Source organism: Bradyrhizobium sp. USDA 4532, assembly GCF_024171315.1.
GTDB classification, from domain to species: Bacteria; Pseudomonadota; Alphaproteobacteria; order Rhizobiales; family Xanthobacteraceae; genus Bradyrhizobium; species Bradyrhizobium australafricanum.
On sequence record NZ_JALJZN010000001.1, the window covers coordinates 4,298,001 to 4,313,368 of the forward strand.

General features: G+C 58.5%; 8 protein-coding genes and 1 pseudogene. 2 read left to right on the forward strand and 7 right to left on the reverse strand.

Annotation, left to right across the window (positions count from 1 at the left end):
* Window positions 1–2 precede the first annotated feature (2 nt).
* The 7 genes and pseudogenes from J2R76_RS40845 to J2R76_RS19735 form a co-directional block, all read right to left on the reverse strand.
* Window positions 3–140, reverse strand: a pseudogene (locus J2R76_RS40845) (hypothetical protein); the annotation flags it as partial.
* A 221-nt stretch (window positions 141–361) separates the two neighbouring features.
* Window positions 362–883, reverse strand: a complete 522-nt coding sequence (locus J2R76_RS19710; RefSeq protein ID WP_253624666.1) for a hypothetical protein — start codon at window positions 881–883, stop codon at window positions 362–364.
* A gap of 1,155 nt (window positions 884–2,038) precedes the next feature.
* Entirely contained in the window at window positions 2,039–5,452 is a 3,414-nt protein-coding gene (locus tag J2R76_RS19715) for an autotransporter domain-containing protein (protein WP_253624667.1), read from the reverse strand.
* Between the two features lie 1,309 nt (window positions 5,453–6,761).
* Window positions 6,762–8,069 (reverse strand): type II toxin-antitoxin system HipA family toxin, encoded by a 1,308-nt coding sequence (locus J2R76_RS19720; protein WP_253624668.1) that lies wholly within the window; start codon window positions 8,067–8,069, stop codon window positions 6,762–6,764.
* Window positions 8,069–8,323 (reverse strand): helix-turn-helix domain-containing protein, encoded by a 255-nt coding sequence (locus tag J2R76_RS19725; RefSeq protein ID WP_050399954.1) that lies wholly within the window; start codon window positions 8,321–8,323, stop codon window positions 8,069–8,071. Before J2R76_RS19725 ends, J2R76_RS19720 begins: the two co-directional genes overlap by 1 nt.
* A gap of 229 nt (window positions 8,324–8,552) precedes the next feature.
* The gene (locus tag J2R76_RS19730; RefSeq protein ID WP_253624669.1) at window positions 8,553–8,753 is read right to left on the reverse strand and encodes a hypothetical protein; all 201 of its coding nucleotides are present in this window, start codon (window positions 8,751–8,753) and stop codon (window positions 8,553–8,555) included.
* A 1,001-nt stretch (window positions 8,754–9,754) separates the two neighbouring features.
* The gene (locus tag J2R76_RS19735) at window positions 9,755–13,102 is read right to left on the reverse strand and encodes an autotransporter domain-containing protein (protein WP_253624670.1); all 3,348 of its coding nucleotides are present in this window, start codon (window positions 13,100–13,102) and stop codon (window positions 9,755–9,757) included.
* 26 nt (window positions 13,103–13,128) lie between these two features.
* On the opposite strand from J2R76_RS19735, the gene J2R76_RS19740 reads away from it, so the two are divergent.
* The gene (locus J2R76_RS19740; protein WP_253624671.1) at window positions 13,129–13,290 is read left to right on the forward strand and encodes a hypothetical protein; all 162 of its coding nucleotides are present in this window, start codon (window positions 13,129–13,131) and stop codon (window positions 13,288–13,290) included.
* A 703-nt stretch (window positions 13,291–13,993) separates the two neighbouring features.
* Entirely contained in the window at window positions 13,994–15,325 is a 1,332-nt protein-coding gene (locus J2R76_RS19745) for an MFS transporter (RefSeq protein ID WP_253624672.1), read from the forward strand.
* Window positions 15,326–15,368 lie beyond the last annotated feature (43 nt).

Sequence of the window (15,368 nt, forward strand, 5' to 3'; positions counted from 1 at the left end):
GCGATGGTCGCCGCCGTAACGCCCGCCGTGGCAAGCTCAGAGAGGCGCGCGATACCGCGTTCCTTGAGGAACTCAATAGCGCGGTCTTGTTGCGAAGCGGCTTGGTCATGGCGCGATTTAATTTGTCGGATATAGGATATTTATATCCGACATTTCATATCATAGACGGCTTGGCTGTTTATCTTCGCGTCTCCAGACAGGCCAAGCTTGGCGTAGCACACTCGGCGCGGGTGGCTCCTCCAGACGCCCGCGCGTCTTTTTCCGCTAACCCCAGGCCGCGGCCGGTCCAAAGACGCTGTGGAGACCATTCCATGAACGTGAAGCCTTCTGAACGTGGCGAGTGTCTGCGCCCGTTGCCAGACTAGCGCCTTGACTTCGGTTTCCACCAGCGCCTCGCGCTGAAGCGGCCGGCATAACGCTTCGGTCGCGACCCGGGCAGTATTTGTATTTTATCGGCCTTCAGCTCCACACTTTTTGCAACCTCGCCGCCAGACCATTCGCTAAACTGAGCTGGAATGATCCGGATTTTCCTTCGATAGGCGACCGATTCCAGCATCGCCTGAAGCGTCGCGCAGTTGTTTTTCAAGACCGCCCGTTCGGCTCCCGGAATGACGGACCTTGCAAAAACGGTGAGTGTTTTTGCAGAGGCTGTAACCTTGCGTGGAAAGGCTCCGCAGCGGAAGCCGTCCATGCCGTAGACGCATCTCATCCTTCGAAGCTCGATAGGCCGCCCAATGAACTTGGCGGGGTCGGCACAAACGTCGTTCCAATCAACAAGCCGAAAATCATTCACGGGGAAAGTCATAACGAACTTGTTTGCAATCTCTGTTTCCGGCGAGCGACGTACGTCGGCAGTGAGCGCGGGCCGCGGCGAACAGAGCATGATTGCAGCTCCAAAAGAACACCATAGCAATCTACTGAATCGCACATTCGACATCAAAGCTAGCCTCGTTTTGAATTGTGAATTCGCATCGTCGGCGCCATAACCGAATTTTTCGACTGCTTGGGCACGAGCAAGAACCACACCAACGTTCTACGGCAAAGGCGACGAAGCGGCACGCCGCAGATGCGCGGTACAATCAATTATGTCTGACGAGGATCACATCGCGCTGCGTTCCCTACACTCAGCCTCAACACTTAATGTAAGCGATTTAACGTGCGAGCTGCTCGATGAACCAACAGCGTTTTCGTGCAAGATCGCGGGACCAAACCGGCTCGGAAGCGCAATGCATAGCCACCCCCTAAGACTAGCGAAGCGGCCGACCGCGTTGAGCGACACCTCACTTCGCGTGGACAATTGGAAAAGAGTCACTTCGAGGTCACGGCCCAAGGGTTGACTTCGAAGTTTAATCCGCTTGGAGACGAGGTTATCTCAACGCCGTATTGGACGATGGTTCGTATGGTCCCGCCGGCCTATTCCGGGGGGCACGCCGCAAAGGGGCTCCAGCCGCTGCCGCTGCTTTTCCAGAGCTCGTCCGCAGCGCGCGAGGGTTTCTCCAGAGCCTCGACCTCGGCCAGGATGGCCGAACCCGTTGCGCGTACTCGCTCCCGGCTTTGTCCAGCGCTGCCTGTCCCGAAGCCATTGACTTGTCGCGCCGGTCGCGACCCGTTGCGTCGAGGTTTCCTTCCCGCAGGCGCTCGGTCCTTCGGCCCTACCGTTGGAATTCAGCCGGGACCTCCGCCTCACGCTCGGTGATGCGAGCGCTTCACTTCACCGGCTTTACGGGAGACTTCTCCCGCCGATGCCGGTTTGCGCCTGCCCCGAGTCGGACGGAAAATCGCAGTGCCGGCGGAGCGGCCGCTCGATCCCACCCGACGCTCGAGGCGCTCAAGACGATGTCGGAAGATCGTCAGCGCTGATAAAAACGCTGCTTGCCCTCGAGCGAGTTCGCTCCGACATCCCGCGTAGACGCCAGCACCGGCGTTCAGGCAGGCTGACCTCGATCGGCGGCGTCAAGTTCTTGTCGACGAGATCTGGATTGAAATCAACGTGATCGTTGCTGTGCAGCACGCCGGGCCGAAATGCGTTGCGTGCGTATTAGAACTTCACGTTGAAGGTGGCATTCAGTCCGTTCTGGGTGATGCCTGAACCGAACTGACCCTGGTAGGCGATGCCAAGGGTGCTGTTGCTCGAAAGCTGGAAGTCCAAACCGGATTCGACGAGTGCCACGTCCTTGCCAATGGATACGCCTGAAGCTGCAAAAGCGCTGGAACCAGCAACAAAGCTCGCGGTCGACAGCGGAACGATTCCACCTAACGCATGACGCCAGCCAATATCGGCTCGCGCAGTCGTGGCGATTTGGCCAAGTTGAAAACGGGTGGTCGCGTAGACGCCGAGCGTGGAGAGCGTCGTATCCATCGTGTCAGCGCGAATATTAAGCGCCGCTCCGTTCAATCCCCTCTCGCTAAAGCGGTCCGTCGCCGCACGAACATGGGCGAGACTGGCATAGGGCTCGATGACGGAAGACTTGCCGAGAGCGACTTTGTAACCCAGTTCTCCAAAGATCTGGAAAGTGCCTGCATCGTAATCCGAGATCAAGTTGTCGTTGAAGCCCGGGAACCGAACGTTGCGGCTCATCTCGAGATCGTGCCATGTATAGGCAAGGCCTGAGCGGAAGGCGATGGCCCCTTCTGGCACGGTCCTCTCGGTGCCGGCATAGGTCCCGAACGTGTAATTGTCGCTGCGGCCTGACGAGGAAGCAGCGCCAACCTTGAAACTGGAACGGCTATAGCCCGCAAGGACACCGACGCGCCAGTCGTCAAATACCGGCGTGTCGATCCCGGTCATGAGGCCGCTGATGGTGGATTTGGTGCTCGCACCATTGCTATCGCCCGATTGGGTCGTCCATCCGCCAAAGGCAGAAGCCCACGCTGCATACCCCTGCAGGTCATAGGAGGGTAGGCCAGACGAAGCCGGGCCGAACAGGCCGGTGGCAGAGGCAGAATTGCCGCGCGACCTGTTCTGCTCAGGACCATAACCTATCACCGCCATCGCCGAGGTTGACGCGCCGCCAAACGCCTGGTCGAGACGGTTGTAGACTGCCGAACGCGCATAGTAGCTGTCGTTGACACGTCTGCCCTGCTCCGACGCATAGATGGACGGCGAAAGCTGACGCAGCCCAGATGTCACCGCCGTGCCGTCCGGCGCGGAAAAGTCGAGCGCCGCGAGAAGCGGGTGCAGCCCTATAGCCGCGTTGCCAGCTACTCGATCGAGCGCCGTGCCCACCTGGCGGCTGTTGGCATCGGCTCCATAACGCGAATAGGCATCGGATGGGCGGGAGAGTGTCAAGGCGTAGGTGTTATCACCTTGAGCCGAGGCACTCGCCAGCAAGGTGGGCGATTGCAGGGCTGTCGTCACGTTCGCGAACGAGCCCGTAAGATTTGTTGCATTCAGCCACTGATCGGAGGAGACGTTAAAGCCGCTGCCATACCAGCCGCGCTGCGGGGTGATCGTGAGCGTACCGTCGAGCGTTGCATTGCCATTGACCACGAGATGGCTGAACGCGCCAGCATCGTTTACGGCGACCTGCAAGCGACCGGTCGAGGTTTGCAGATAGTCGCCATTCACCTTGATGCTGTTGCCCAGACCGTTGATGAGGGGCGCGACAACACCGCTATTGGCGAAGCGGCCGTTGGCATTGAGGAGATAACTGCCGCTACCGGCCAAGATCGCGTCTTGTGCGACACTTGCCTCGTACAGCTCGTGATTGCCAGTCAATGTCGTGGCGCCACCTGCGAACTGCAGCGAAAGATTGTTGCGTCCAACGATATTACCGTCGTAGCGGGTTGCAAAATTTGCGTCGGGCTCCTGCGTTGAGTGACCGTTCGCATCAGGCTTCAACCCGAACGTTAATTTGGTCAGACGCGGAGCACCGTTCTCGTCAACCTGGTTGTAATCAGACAGGATATCCCCTGACAGGATTGCGCCACGCATCACATTGATCTCTCCGACGTAACCATTGTTCGACATGTACATCGCTGCATGATTGCCGACCAGGCGCCCGGTCAGATCGAACTTGCTGACAAGCGGACCTGCGATCTCGTTCAGCATGGGGGCCGCGTTATCGCCAATCGTTCGGATATACGAGCCACGATATTCATAGTCATTGCCCATCGCATTGTTACCAAAATCGAAACTTGCCGCGATGCCATGCTCACCGAGAGCCTGCACATCCCCACGCTGAGTCAGTATGTGATCCCTGCCATAGGCGAACATGACGCCGCGCCCATAGGCGCCGTCGGCGTACACGCGGGTTCCGGGCGGGACCGTGATGTGATTGTTTTCGCCGTCGACGCGGATGCCGGCGCCCCCTGCTCCTTTCGAAAGCAGGTCGGCGCGCTGGACCACAGTGTTGCCGCTGCCATAGACGTGCAGTCCCAGTCCGAGCGTAGCTGTATTGTATGTATTTGGCAGATAGGTGGTACCCTCAGCACTGCGAGCGAAGAAGGGATTGTCGTTGACCAGATTCTGGCCGTTTCCGTAGATGGAGTACCCCAACAAATTGCGCCGATCGATACTGTAACCTATATCTTGAAACGCGGCGATCTCCGCCTCCATCAGGGCGGTGTAGTTCCGGTATCCCTGATGGCTCATCAAACTGTTCTTCAGTTCGCTGTGCGAGACAAAGGGGACATCCAGCCCACCGTACTCACCCTTCACTCGCACCGGAATACCTGGCATGGCACCGGCCAGCACTTCGCTCACATGCTTTCCGGCGAAGTAGCCACGATCACGGCGCAGGTCAAAGACGTCATCAGCCGCAGGATTCAGGCAGGTGGAGCAATAGATCACCTGCCCCGGCCTGGCTTGTTTGCCGTTGTCGTCATACAAATGGTTAGTCCAGGCATTTATCGCCTTAGGGAAGTACGGTGATATCGGCTCGGTGCGCCAACCATCATAACCGTCAATGGTAGCGGCCATTCCCAGCTGATGAGCTAACTCATGAATCATAACAGGTGCCAGGCCGATCTTCGGCGTCATTGGCAATTGCGAAGGAATGTATGCTTCGGATGAAAATCCCATTTCGCCGATCGCAATCATACCATGTGCGCCATGGTTCAACTCGCCCGGATTCTGACCGGTGACTGCCGCCTGCACCTTGTTCTCGCCATCAGGCGACGTCTGGACTGAGGCCCATGCCGTGTTGCCCTGAATTCCGCCGATGTTGACGACGGCCGGCGACTGCCCGGGTTTGACCCTTATGATTTCGGCCCAATAGCGGATCGCTGCGAGCGAATGGTCCTTTTCCCATTGCGGCAGATTCCGAACTGAATACGCCGGCTCGCGACCTCCGCCACAACAGAAAGGGCCATCTCCGGGACCGAATATTCGTGCTCGGATGAAGGACACGCCGTTCGAATCCCTAACATTGTAAGTTTCAACCGCTCTACTGGGAGAATCCAGCAAGGCGCTAGCCGCAAGCACGATGGTCGTAATTGTCTTCGTCTTCATTTACAGATTCTGTTCGAGGTCTTGATTGCCGGCGTGCTTCGCCGTCCAACTTGGAGCGCGCGTGCACGCAGATGCGCCAGCGAAGCGCAGCCGTCATTGATCGGACATCGGCCTTGCGCCTTCGTAGCCCGAGTCTGACGGTAGAACTTCAATTCAAAAGGAAGGCTAGTTCTCTGCAGCGAAGTCAGCCTTGATGAAGTCAAGTCAACTCACAAGTATGTCCCTCATTGCTGGTGACTTTGATTTCAACTTCCTCAAGCTCAAGCTCTGGCGCTTCACGCGTGCCATTTGCGATCCGCCGAGCCGCGGCTCCCCTGAGCGAAGATGACCGCCCGATGCTTCGCGGCCGTGGCCGATGTCGAGCGTTTTCATGGGCCCCGTTAACAATGCGAGCTCCTATTGTCTTTTGATCGCAGACAGATCCTGCATTCTGCAGCGCCAATCCCGACAAAGCAGGCGACTGCACGCAACTAACAAGCAGCGGAGCAAAAGCCGGGCCAAATCGCCTGATGCCTTCGCCGTGCGCAAACAGATGAATGCAACGCCGCGCGGCGGGCCCTTCTGCGTGAAAACGGGCGATGCCTGTTCGTCGCCTGCCAATGTTGTCGCAAACTCGCCATTGCACAGGAGCAAAACGACTGCCCCGCCCGACAATTGCGGCGCGCCCTGTTCATCTTTGCTGGCGATCGCCGTGATCGCTTCAAGGTTTGAATGGGGCGCAAGAGGCAGGCATTTTTGTTGCACTCATCGTCGTGAGCTTCGCCCCGGCATGCGTCAGGCAGATGTAGAGCACCGGGACGTAAGCCCGGCCACCTCAAGCTAGCTCGGCGATGTTTACAGAGAGGAAGTACAGCCTGCTGCATCGCAGCTACCTATTCAACGCTTACGCCGTTTGCTCTCAGCCTGTTCGCGGCCTTAAGCGGGTCTGCGATGTGATCGGAGATGTCGCCGATTTCAGCTTGCAAGTCGGCCTGGATGTTCGGAAACCGAGCCCGTAATAGCGAGACTCAGCCCGTTCGTTGAATATCTCAAGTGCGGCCCGAATCGAGCTCCTCTGGAGCGATCGGGCCATCATAGCGGGAACACCCTGGAGGGCGCGGGGCTGGCGTTGCTGGTGACCATGATCATCATCGGCGCGCCGATCATCGCGTTCCGGCAATTCTGGCGCCGGCGCCGCCGACGGCGATCATGGGCGCGATGATCGCGCTGTCGACATTGATACCGACGCCGACGATCCTCATCCTGCTGGTGCCGGTGTTGGTGCCGCCAGCGCTGGCCCGCTCGCACGCAGCCCCTTAGGCTGAAAGTGTCAACGGTCGTTTATAAGACCGATGCGGCGAATAGCGGCGACTCTTATCGAGTCTGCCAATTCTTTGGGAAAGCCCTTGGGGAGGTCCTTTATCACTTTCGCAAAGGCTGCCTCGAAGTTTTCGACGAGATCCTCAAAGATTGCGTGGACTACGACCGGCCCAACGCCGGAGATTTCGGCGGTCTGTAGGAAATGACGCGGCAAAATATCAGTCATTCCATAGTGGCGATTTTTGCCGACCGACATTGCAAGTTTAAAAGCTTTGCGCTGAATTTGTCCGGCGTCGAGGCTTGGTTGCGCGCTCAAGACATCATAAAGCGGCGTGAGCCGGAAGCGCCCGCCGGGGCTCAGGAATAGGCTAAAATTCTTGGCGTGTCCGTCGGTTGCGCCGATGAGCCAGAACACGATGCTGGCCCGCAAAAATGTCGCGATGTCTTCGGTCGGTTCATCGCTACCCTTGAGCAGTTGCAGGATGTCTTTCATGCCGGGGCCGCCATCCGATTGATATTTCCGGGTGGTGGGTACGGATAGAGCCTGGCAGCAATCTTCCTGAGGAAGGCGCAGCAACCTTTTATCATTGGTCCAGCGCCTATCGAAGCGCTCGACAATCAACGTGCGGCGACCACCAAAATCGGCGATCTCGACGTTCGCCGTTGGTACGCCAAGCGCGGCCAGCAGCTTGAGGCAGAAATATTCGTTCTCGACGCTGTTCGAGAGATCGATCCCGTTCGGCAAACGACCGATTTGCGGTTTGAGAATGTGCGTCGTCGCCGTGGTACCAGTCGGCTTGTACCATTTGCCATCTCGCCGCAGCAGGGCGGTCTTCTCCTGGGCACCAGCGATGGAAATCCGGAAATCGTCGTCTTCCCCCATCCCAAGTGGAGCGCTGGCAAGGTTCTTGATGATGGCGGCGACATCGCGGTCGGTGACAGCCTTCCCTTCGATCGTACCGGCAGGTCCAGGATCGACACGCTGTGGAAGAAACTGGAGTGCACCAACGCAATCATGCCCGAGTGCAAAGAGCATGCTGTAGGCGTCAGTACCTTTTGCCCCCACCCGCTCCGCGACTCGTTTGCGTGTCTGTTCGCTATCGGGCAACAGGTTGTCAAACACGGCGATTACAGGTGCGCCGATATAGCGGTCTTCGCGCAAGGGCAGCGATAGCGAGATTGGGAAGGTCGATTCCCAGGAGAGCCATTGCGGAGTGTAACGAAAGTCGATCGCACCGCTGGACTCGCGCCGGAGCATGCCTGCCAGGCGTGCGTTGACGAACACATTCAGGGGCGCGTTTGCTGGAGGCCGGCCCATCAGAAAATGTCCTCGATGTCAGTCGAGGTGGCCTTGCTGCGGGTACGGACCACCAGTTCAAGATTGAGCGCGGCCAGCGCCTCCATGAGGGTGTGGAGCTGAATGGCAGGCTCGCCCGCTTCCAGTCGGGATACGGTGCCCTGACGCAGATGGATCTGCTTTCCTAAGCCTGACTGGGTAAGTCCGGCCTGTCGGCGGGCCCGCCGTAGAATGGCGCCGAGTTGCTTTTCCGTACGAGCAATATGCTGCGTCATGTGAATCTCCGCGTTCAATATACGCGAATCCGTATAGATCGTCAATATACGCGAATGCGTATATTATAGTAATATACGCGTATGCGTATATAAAGCAGATATACGCGATCGCGTATCGGCTATTCTCGATTGCGGGCCGTGCGGGTGGTGCTTGGCAAGTCAGTGTTCGGCAACATTCCAAAATGTCATCGATCGCCGCCATCAATGCTGCCGTACTCGAGAGGCGTGCTTATCCGTCGTGCCAGATGGTCGCAAAGACGCATCCGCTGTTGGGATCGAAAAATGCGGCTTGCTCGTCCTTCTTGATCTCCTTGCGCTTGGCCCGAAGCAACTGAGCGAGACAGCGTCCCTCACCCGCATTGACCAGAAAGTGGCCGGTCGGTTTGTCCTTGGGGCCGCGTTCGGGTTCGACGACAGGAAATTGCAGCATGCCGAGGATGCGATACTGGCGGCGAGAGCTTCGACTTCAGCCTTTCGAATTTGGCATCTTACGAGCATTCTTGGGCGACTTCTTCAGTTTGCCGCGCGGCACCATCACGACGGGCTGCGGCGGAGGTCTTGGTTCTGTTGTTTTTCTCCTTAAGGCTGAGGTTGTGCGCGGCAAAAAGCCGCCATAACCCCTGCCTCGCAGCGCGTAGCGAGGTGTGCAAGGCGCAAGGGCTGAAGGAAGTTGGAACAACTTTTTTGGGGCACCGCCGACCGTGGGGGGGAGCCAAAACCGAAGGCCTGTCCTTGCGCCGCGCCGAGGGGCGACGCCCCTAAGCTGCTGCCGCGGCAGCGGCGATACAATGCTTTGTAGAACTAAAGGCGCGCAAGGCTTGGGAATAGAGGCATTTCCAAAGCCTCGGGGAGAGTGGTGCTCCGGCGGCACCAGCCTTTGAGCGGCACCCGTCTGACGCGGCAGCGATAGCGACGGCGGCTGACCGCCGGACCGCTTCAGCGAGTGCCCCCCGCGAGGAGAACCTTATGTCTTGCGCGAGAGTCGTGACCCGAGGCCGAGACAGCATGCTCGGTGAGCTGGCGCATAGACGAGGTCGTCACCGCGTGTAATAGCGATCTGCGCAGCGCCCTCAAGGTCCTCTTGCTCGGTTTGAGCACACTCTAAACTGTTTGAACGCCAAATTGAACGAGCATATGCGGCGGCATCATCGACAGCAGGCGTTGCATTAGCCGGCAAAGTTCTAGTTTGGACCCCCGATCTCCCTAAGCTTTTCGGCGGCAAATGAATCTTACTTCGCGCCACCTCAGGCGGGCGCGGCGCCGCGACGTCGTGGCATGTCTTCGGCTGATGGCGACGGCAAGACCGCTGTGAGGCGCCGGTGGCGGCATTCAGGTGAGCTCGATGGCCGGCCAAGCTTTTGCCGACGAGATGTGGACGGAAATCAACATGGCTCACTGCACAGCGGCGCCGGAGCCACGCATCCCCATTCATCAGAACTTCACGTTGAAGGTGGCATTCAGTCCATTCTGGGTGATGCCTGAACCGAACTGACCCTGGTAGGCGATGCCAAGGGTGCTGTTGCTCGAAAGCTGGAAGTCCAAACCGGATTCGACGAGTGCCACGTCCTTGCCAATGGATAGGCCTGAAGCTGCAAAAGCGCTGGATCCAGCAGCAAAGCTGGCGGTCGACAGCGGAATCAGGTCACCTATGGCATGACGCCAACCAATATCGGCTCGCGCAGTCGTGGCGATTTGGCCAAGTTGAAAACGGGTGGTCGCGTAGACGCCGAGCGTGGAGAGCGTCGTATCCATCGTGTCAGCGCGAATATTAAGCGCCGCTCCGTTCAATCCCCTCTCGCTAAAGCGGTCCGTCGCCGCACGAACATGGGCGAGACTGGCATAGGGCTCGATGGCGGAAGACTTGCCGAGAGCGACTTTGTAACCCAGTTCTCCAAAGATCTGGAAAGTGCCTGCATCGTAATCCGAGATCAAGTTGTCGTTGAACCCTGGGAACCTCACGTTGCGGCTCATCTCGAGATCGTGCCATGTATAGGCAAGGCCTGAACGGAAGGCGATGGCCCCTTCTGGCACGGTCCACTCGGTGCCGGCATAGGTCCCGAACGTGTAATTGTCGCTGCGGCCTGACGACGAGGCCGCGCCAACCTTGAAACTGGAACGGCTATAGCCCGCAAGCACACCGACGCGCCAGTCGTCAAATACCGGCGTGTCGATCCCGGTCATGAGGCCGCTAATGGTGGATCTGGTGCTTGCACCATTGCTATCACCTGATTGAGTCGTCCATCCGCCAAAGGCAGAAGCCCACGCTGCATACCCCTGCAGGTCATAGGAGGGCAGGTCAGACGAAGCCGGGCCGAACAGGCCGGTGGCAGAGGCAGAATTGCCGCGCGACCTGTTCTGCTCAGGACCATAACCTATCACCGCCATCGCCGAGGTTGACGCGCCGCCAAACGCCTGGTCGAGACGGTTGTAGACTGCCGAACGCGCATAGTAGCTGTCGTTGACACGTCTGCCCTGCTCCGACGCATAGATGGACGGCGAAAGCTGACGCAGCCCAGATGTCACCGCCGTGCCGTCCGGCGCGGAAAAGTCGAGCGCCGCGAGAAGCGGGTGCAGCCCTATAGCCGCGTTGCCAGCTACTCGATCGAGCGCCGTGCCCACCTGGCGGCTGTTGGCATCGGCTCCATAACGCGAATAGGCATCGGATGGGCGGGACAGTGTCAAGGCGTAGGTGTTGTCGCCTTGAGCCGTGGCACTCGCCAGCAAGGTTGGCGATTGCAGGGCTGTCGTCACGTTCGCGAACGAGCCTGTGAGATTTGTTGCATTCAGCCACTGATCGGAGGAGACGTTAAAGCCGTTACCATACCAGCCACGCTGCGGGGTGATCGTGAGCGTACCGTCGAGCGTTGCATTGCCATTGACCACGAGATGGCTGAACGCGCCAGCATCGTTTACGGCGACCTGCAAGCGACCGGTCGAGGTTTGCAGGTAGTCGCCATTCACCTTGATGCTGTTGCCCAGACCGTTGATGAGGGGCGCGACAACACCGCTGTTGGTGAAGCGACCATTTTCATTGAGCAGATAACTGCCGTTACCTGATAGCGTTGCGCCTTGCGCAACCGTTGCGTCGTACACCTCGTGATTGCCGGTAAAAGAAACGACGCCGCCGGAAACCTGCAGAGAAAGATTGTTGCGTCCAACGATATTACCGTCATAGCGGGCTGCAAAGCTTGCGTCAGGCTGTTGCGTTGAGTGACCGCTCGCGTCAGGCGTCAAACCGAACGTTAATCTGGTCAGACGTGGAGAACCGTTCTCGTCGACCTGGTTGTAGTCAGACAGGATGTCCCCTGACAGCATTGCGCCACGCATCACATTGATCTCGCCGACGTAACCATTGTTCGACATGTACATCGCCGCATGATTGCCAGCCAGGCGACCGGTCAGATCGAACTTGCTGGCGAGCGGACCCGCGATTTCGCTCAGCATCGGGGCAGGTTTGGTGCCAATCGTGCGAATATACGAACCACGATATTCATAGTCATTGCCAACCACATTGTTGCCAAAGTCGAAACTTGCCGCGATGCCATGCTCGCCGAGAGCCTGCACGTCGCCACGCTGAGTCAGCGTGTGATCCTTACCATAGGCGAACATGACACCGCGCCCATAGGCGCCGTCGGCGTACACGCGGGTCCCGGGCGGGACCATGATGTGATTGTTTTCGCCGTCGACGCGGATGCCGGCGCCCCCTGCTCCTTTCGAAAGCAGGTCGGCGCGCTGGACCACAGTGTTGCCGCTGCCATAGACGTGCAGTCCCAGTCCGAGCGTAGCTGTATTGTATGTATTTGGCAGATAGGCGGCACCCTCAGCACTGCGAGCGAAGAAGGGATTGTCGTTGACCAGATTCTGGCCGTTTCCGTAGATGGAGTACCCGAACAAACTGCGCCGATCGATACTGTAACCTATATCTTGAAACGCGGCGATCTCCGCCTCCATCGGGGCGGTGTAGTTCCGGTATTGCTGGTGGCTCAACAGGCTATTCTTCAATTCGCTGTGCGCCATAAAGTCCTTCGATCGCAGCGGAATACCTGGCATGGCACCGGCCAGCACTTCGCTCACATGCTCCCCTCTGAAATAGCCTTGATCACGTCGCAGATCGAAAACGTCGGCAGCTGGCTGGTTCGGGCATTGGGAACAATAAATCGCCTGCCCCGGCTGAGCCTGTTTGCCATTGTCATCGTACAAATGACTCGCCCACCGATTTATCGTTTCGGAAATATACAGCCCGTCGGCACGACCAATGAAGGCAGCACCAGTCATACCGAGCAGATGCGCGTTCTCGTGCACGCTAACGGCTGAAAGGTTTGTGCTCGGTGTCATAGACACTTGGGACGGGACGTAGGTGTACGGTGAAAATCCCATCTGGCCGATGCCGATCGCGCCATGAGCACCAGATTCAAGTTCGCCCGGATCCTGACCGGTGAGCGCAGCCTGCACCTTCGTGCCGGCTCCATGAGAAGGGGACACGCCCCAGGCGTTGTTATCGTAGTCCGCGCTGATACTAATAATCGCTGGCGATTGACCAGGGATGACCTTGATGATTTCAGCCCAATACCGAATCCCGGTAAGCACCTGATCTATCTCCCAACGAGACAAATTGCGCGATGAAGATCCCGGATCGGCCTCGTCGGCGCTGAGTATGCGAACCCGCATGAACGGCACACCGTTCGAATCAGCGACATCGTAAATTTCGACGGCCCTACTGGGCGACCTCAGCACCGCTATAACTGTAAGCACGACGGCCGCGATTGTCTTCGTATTCATACTACCCATTCTATTCGAGGCGTTGATTGCAGCTGGTTGCCATCACACGTTCGACCATGCGCACGCGTGATGCGCTTGAGCAAAGCGCGCCTGCCGTTGATCAAACACTGGCTGTGCGCATTCGCGGCGACAACCTGACGGCCGCACCGCAATATCAAAGGAAGGCTCCTCCCGTGGAGGTGACCTGATGAATCCGGGTCAACTCACAGAGGCGCACTCGCTGATGACGTTTACTTCCATTTCCTGGAGCTCAGTGCCCGGTGCATGAAGTTCGCCATGTGCGTCCGGCTGAACGCGGCCCACCATGAGCGGATATCCTAGACGTCTGCAGCGCAGGCTGCGATCCGTCCTTTAGATTGTGTCGTCAACAATGCGAGCTCATGCTACCTCTGATCGTAGGAAGATCCCTGGGTTCTGCAGCGACATCCCGACAAAGTAGGTGGCTGCACACAATTGGTAAGCAGGGGAGCAAAAGCCGGGCCAATTGCCTGACGCTTTGCGCATACGCGCAGCCGGCTGAACCCCGCGTGCATGCGCGGTCATCTGTGTGAAAGCAGGCGGCTTCTGTTCGGCGCCCACCAATATTGTCGCAAACTCGCCATGCATAGAAGCACAACGAGCGCTGCGCCCGACAATTGCAACGCGCTTGCTCTTCTTTGCCGGCGATTGCCGCGATCCGTTCAAGTTTTGAAACGGGCCGCAAGAGGCAGGCATCCTTATTGCATTCATCGTCGTGAGCTTCGTCCTGGCATGCGTCAGGAATGTAGGGCACCGGGACGCGGGCCCAGCCCACCTCAAGCTAGATGACGTGCAGAGCAAGTGAAGTGCAATGCGCGCGACCTCGCTGGTCGAAATGCTCAGGCCGGCGATCGTGCCTCAGACGGATCGAGGATGGGCAAGCAATCTACTCGGCAGAAACCGGAGCCGGTCCTCGTTCCGGCAGACGAACGCTTGACCGGCCGCGCCGTGTTAGGTGCAACGATCGGCAATATTCTCGAATTCTACGACTTTGGGACCTATAGCTTTTTCGCGATCCAGATCGGACAAGCGTTTTTCCCGGCAAGCGACCCGTTCGCCAGCCTCATGCTGTCGCTCGCAACCTTCGGCGCGGGTTTTGTGACCAGGCCGATCGGGGCCATCGTGCTCGGCTCGTATTCGGATCGGGCCGGGCGCCGGCCCGCGATGACCGCCAGCTTTGTCCTGATGAGCGCCGCGATCCTTGTGTTAGCGCTCACCCCCTCATACGGGACAATAGGAGCTGCTGCTCCGCTCCTGGTCATTGTCGCGCGTTTGGTGCAAGGCTTCGCGCTCGGCGGTGAGGTTGGTCCGACAACTGCCTATTTGCTGGAAGCGGCGCCGGCCGAGGGGCGCGGTCTTGCTGTCTCGTTTCAGCCTGCCAGCCAACAAATCGCTGCAACGGCCGGGGCGCTTGTTGGAGAAATACTCTCCCTGACCATGACAAGCGAGGCACTCAACGCGTACGGATGGCGGATCGCGCTCTTGCTCGGCGCCGCTACGCTGCCGTTCGGATTTTGGCTGCGGAGCGGCTTGCCCGAAACGTTGCACCGGCCCCAAGCGCCGACTCCGGGCGTTCACCCTGTAAGAAGATTGCCTGCCACTCGCCGTATCATGAGCTTGGGATTCGTCGTCCTGGCCAGTTGCACGATCATCACCTACATCACGGGATATATGACCACCTATGCACTGAACACCCTACAAGTTTCCGCGCCTCTCGCCTTTGGCACCACGCTCGTTAGCAATACGGTAGGAATTGCTGCCGCGCTGCTGGGCGGCTGGCTCGCAGACCGCGCGGGCCGCCGGCACATCATGATATGGCCGCAGATCGCTGCGTTGTTGATGACCTATCCGGTGTTCTTCTGGATCTCAGAGAGCCGCAGTGCCCTCGCACTTCTCGGGGGTCTCGGCGCGCTCACACTTATCGGAACGATTCCGTATAGCGCCTTCTATGTGAGCATGGCCGAAGGTTTGCCCAAGAACATTCGTGGTGGCGCCTTCGCGATCATCTACGCTTTTGCGATAGCGATCTTCGGAGGCACAGCTCAACCAGTCGTCACCTGGCTGATCTATCTTACCGGGAGCGCGCTGGCGCCCGCCTGGTACATGCTTATCGCTAGCGCGGCTGGGCTCCTTGCCATGCTCATGATGCCGGAGACGGCACCGCTCAAAATTAACAGCGCTGTAAACAAGCAAAGCCCGCTATAGCGTGGCGAATGCGCTATTTTTCCAACGTGCAGCAGCGCGTGCT

Bases quoted from the DNA above. Each gene is read 5' to 3' on its own strand.
- J2R76_RS19735 (WP_253624670.1), bottom strand. From the start codon at position 13,102: ATGAATACGAAGACAATCGCGGCCGTCGTGCTTACAGTTATAGCGGTG.
- J2R76_RS19730 (WP_253624669.1), bottom strand. From the start codon at position 8,753: ATGCTGCAATTTCCTGTCGTCGAACCCGAACGCGGCCCCAAGGACAAA.
- J2R76_RS19745 (WP_253624672.1), top strand. From the start codon at position 13,994: ATGGGCAAGCAATCTACTCGGCAGAAACCGGAGCCGGTCCTCGTTCCG.
- J2R76_RS19720 (WP_253624668.1), bottom strand. From the start codon at position 8,069: ATGGGCCGGCCTCCAGCAAACGCGCCCCTGAATGTGTTCGTCAACGCA.
- J2R76_RS19710 (WP_253624666.1), bottom strand. From the start codon at position 883: ATGCTCTGTTCGCCGCGGCCCGCGCTCACTGCCGACGTACGTCGCTCG.
- J2R76_RS19725 (WP_050399954.1), bottom strand. From the start codon at position 8,323: ATGACGCAGCATATTGCTCGTACGGAAAAGCAACTCGGCGCCATTCTA.
- J2R76_RS19715 (WP_253624667.1), bottom strand. From the start codon at position 5,452: ATGAAGACGAAGACAATTACGACCATCGTGCTTGCGGCTAGCGCCTTG.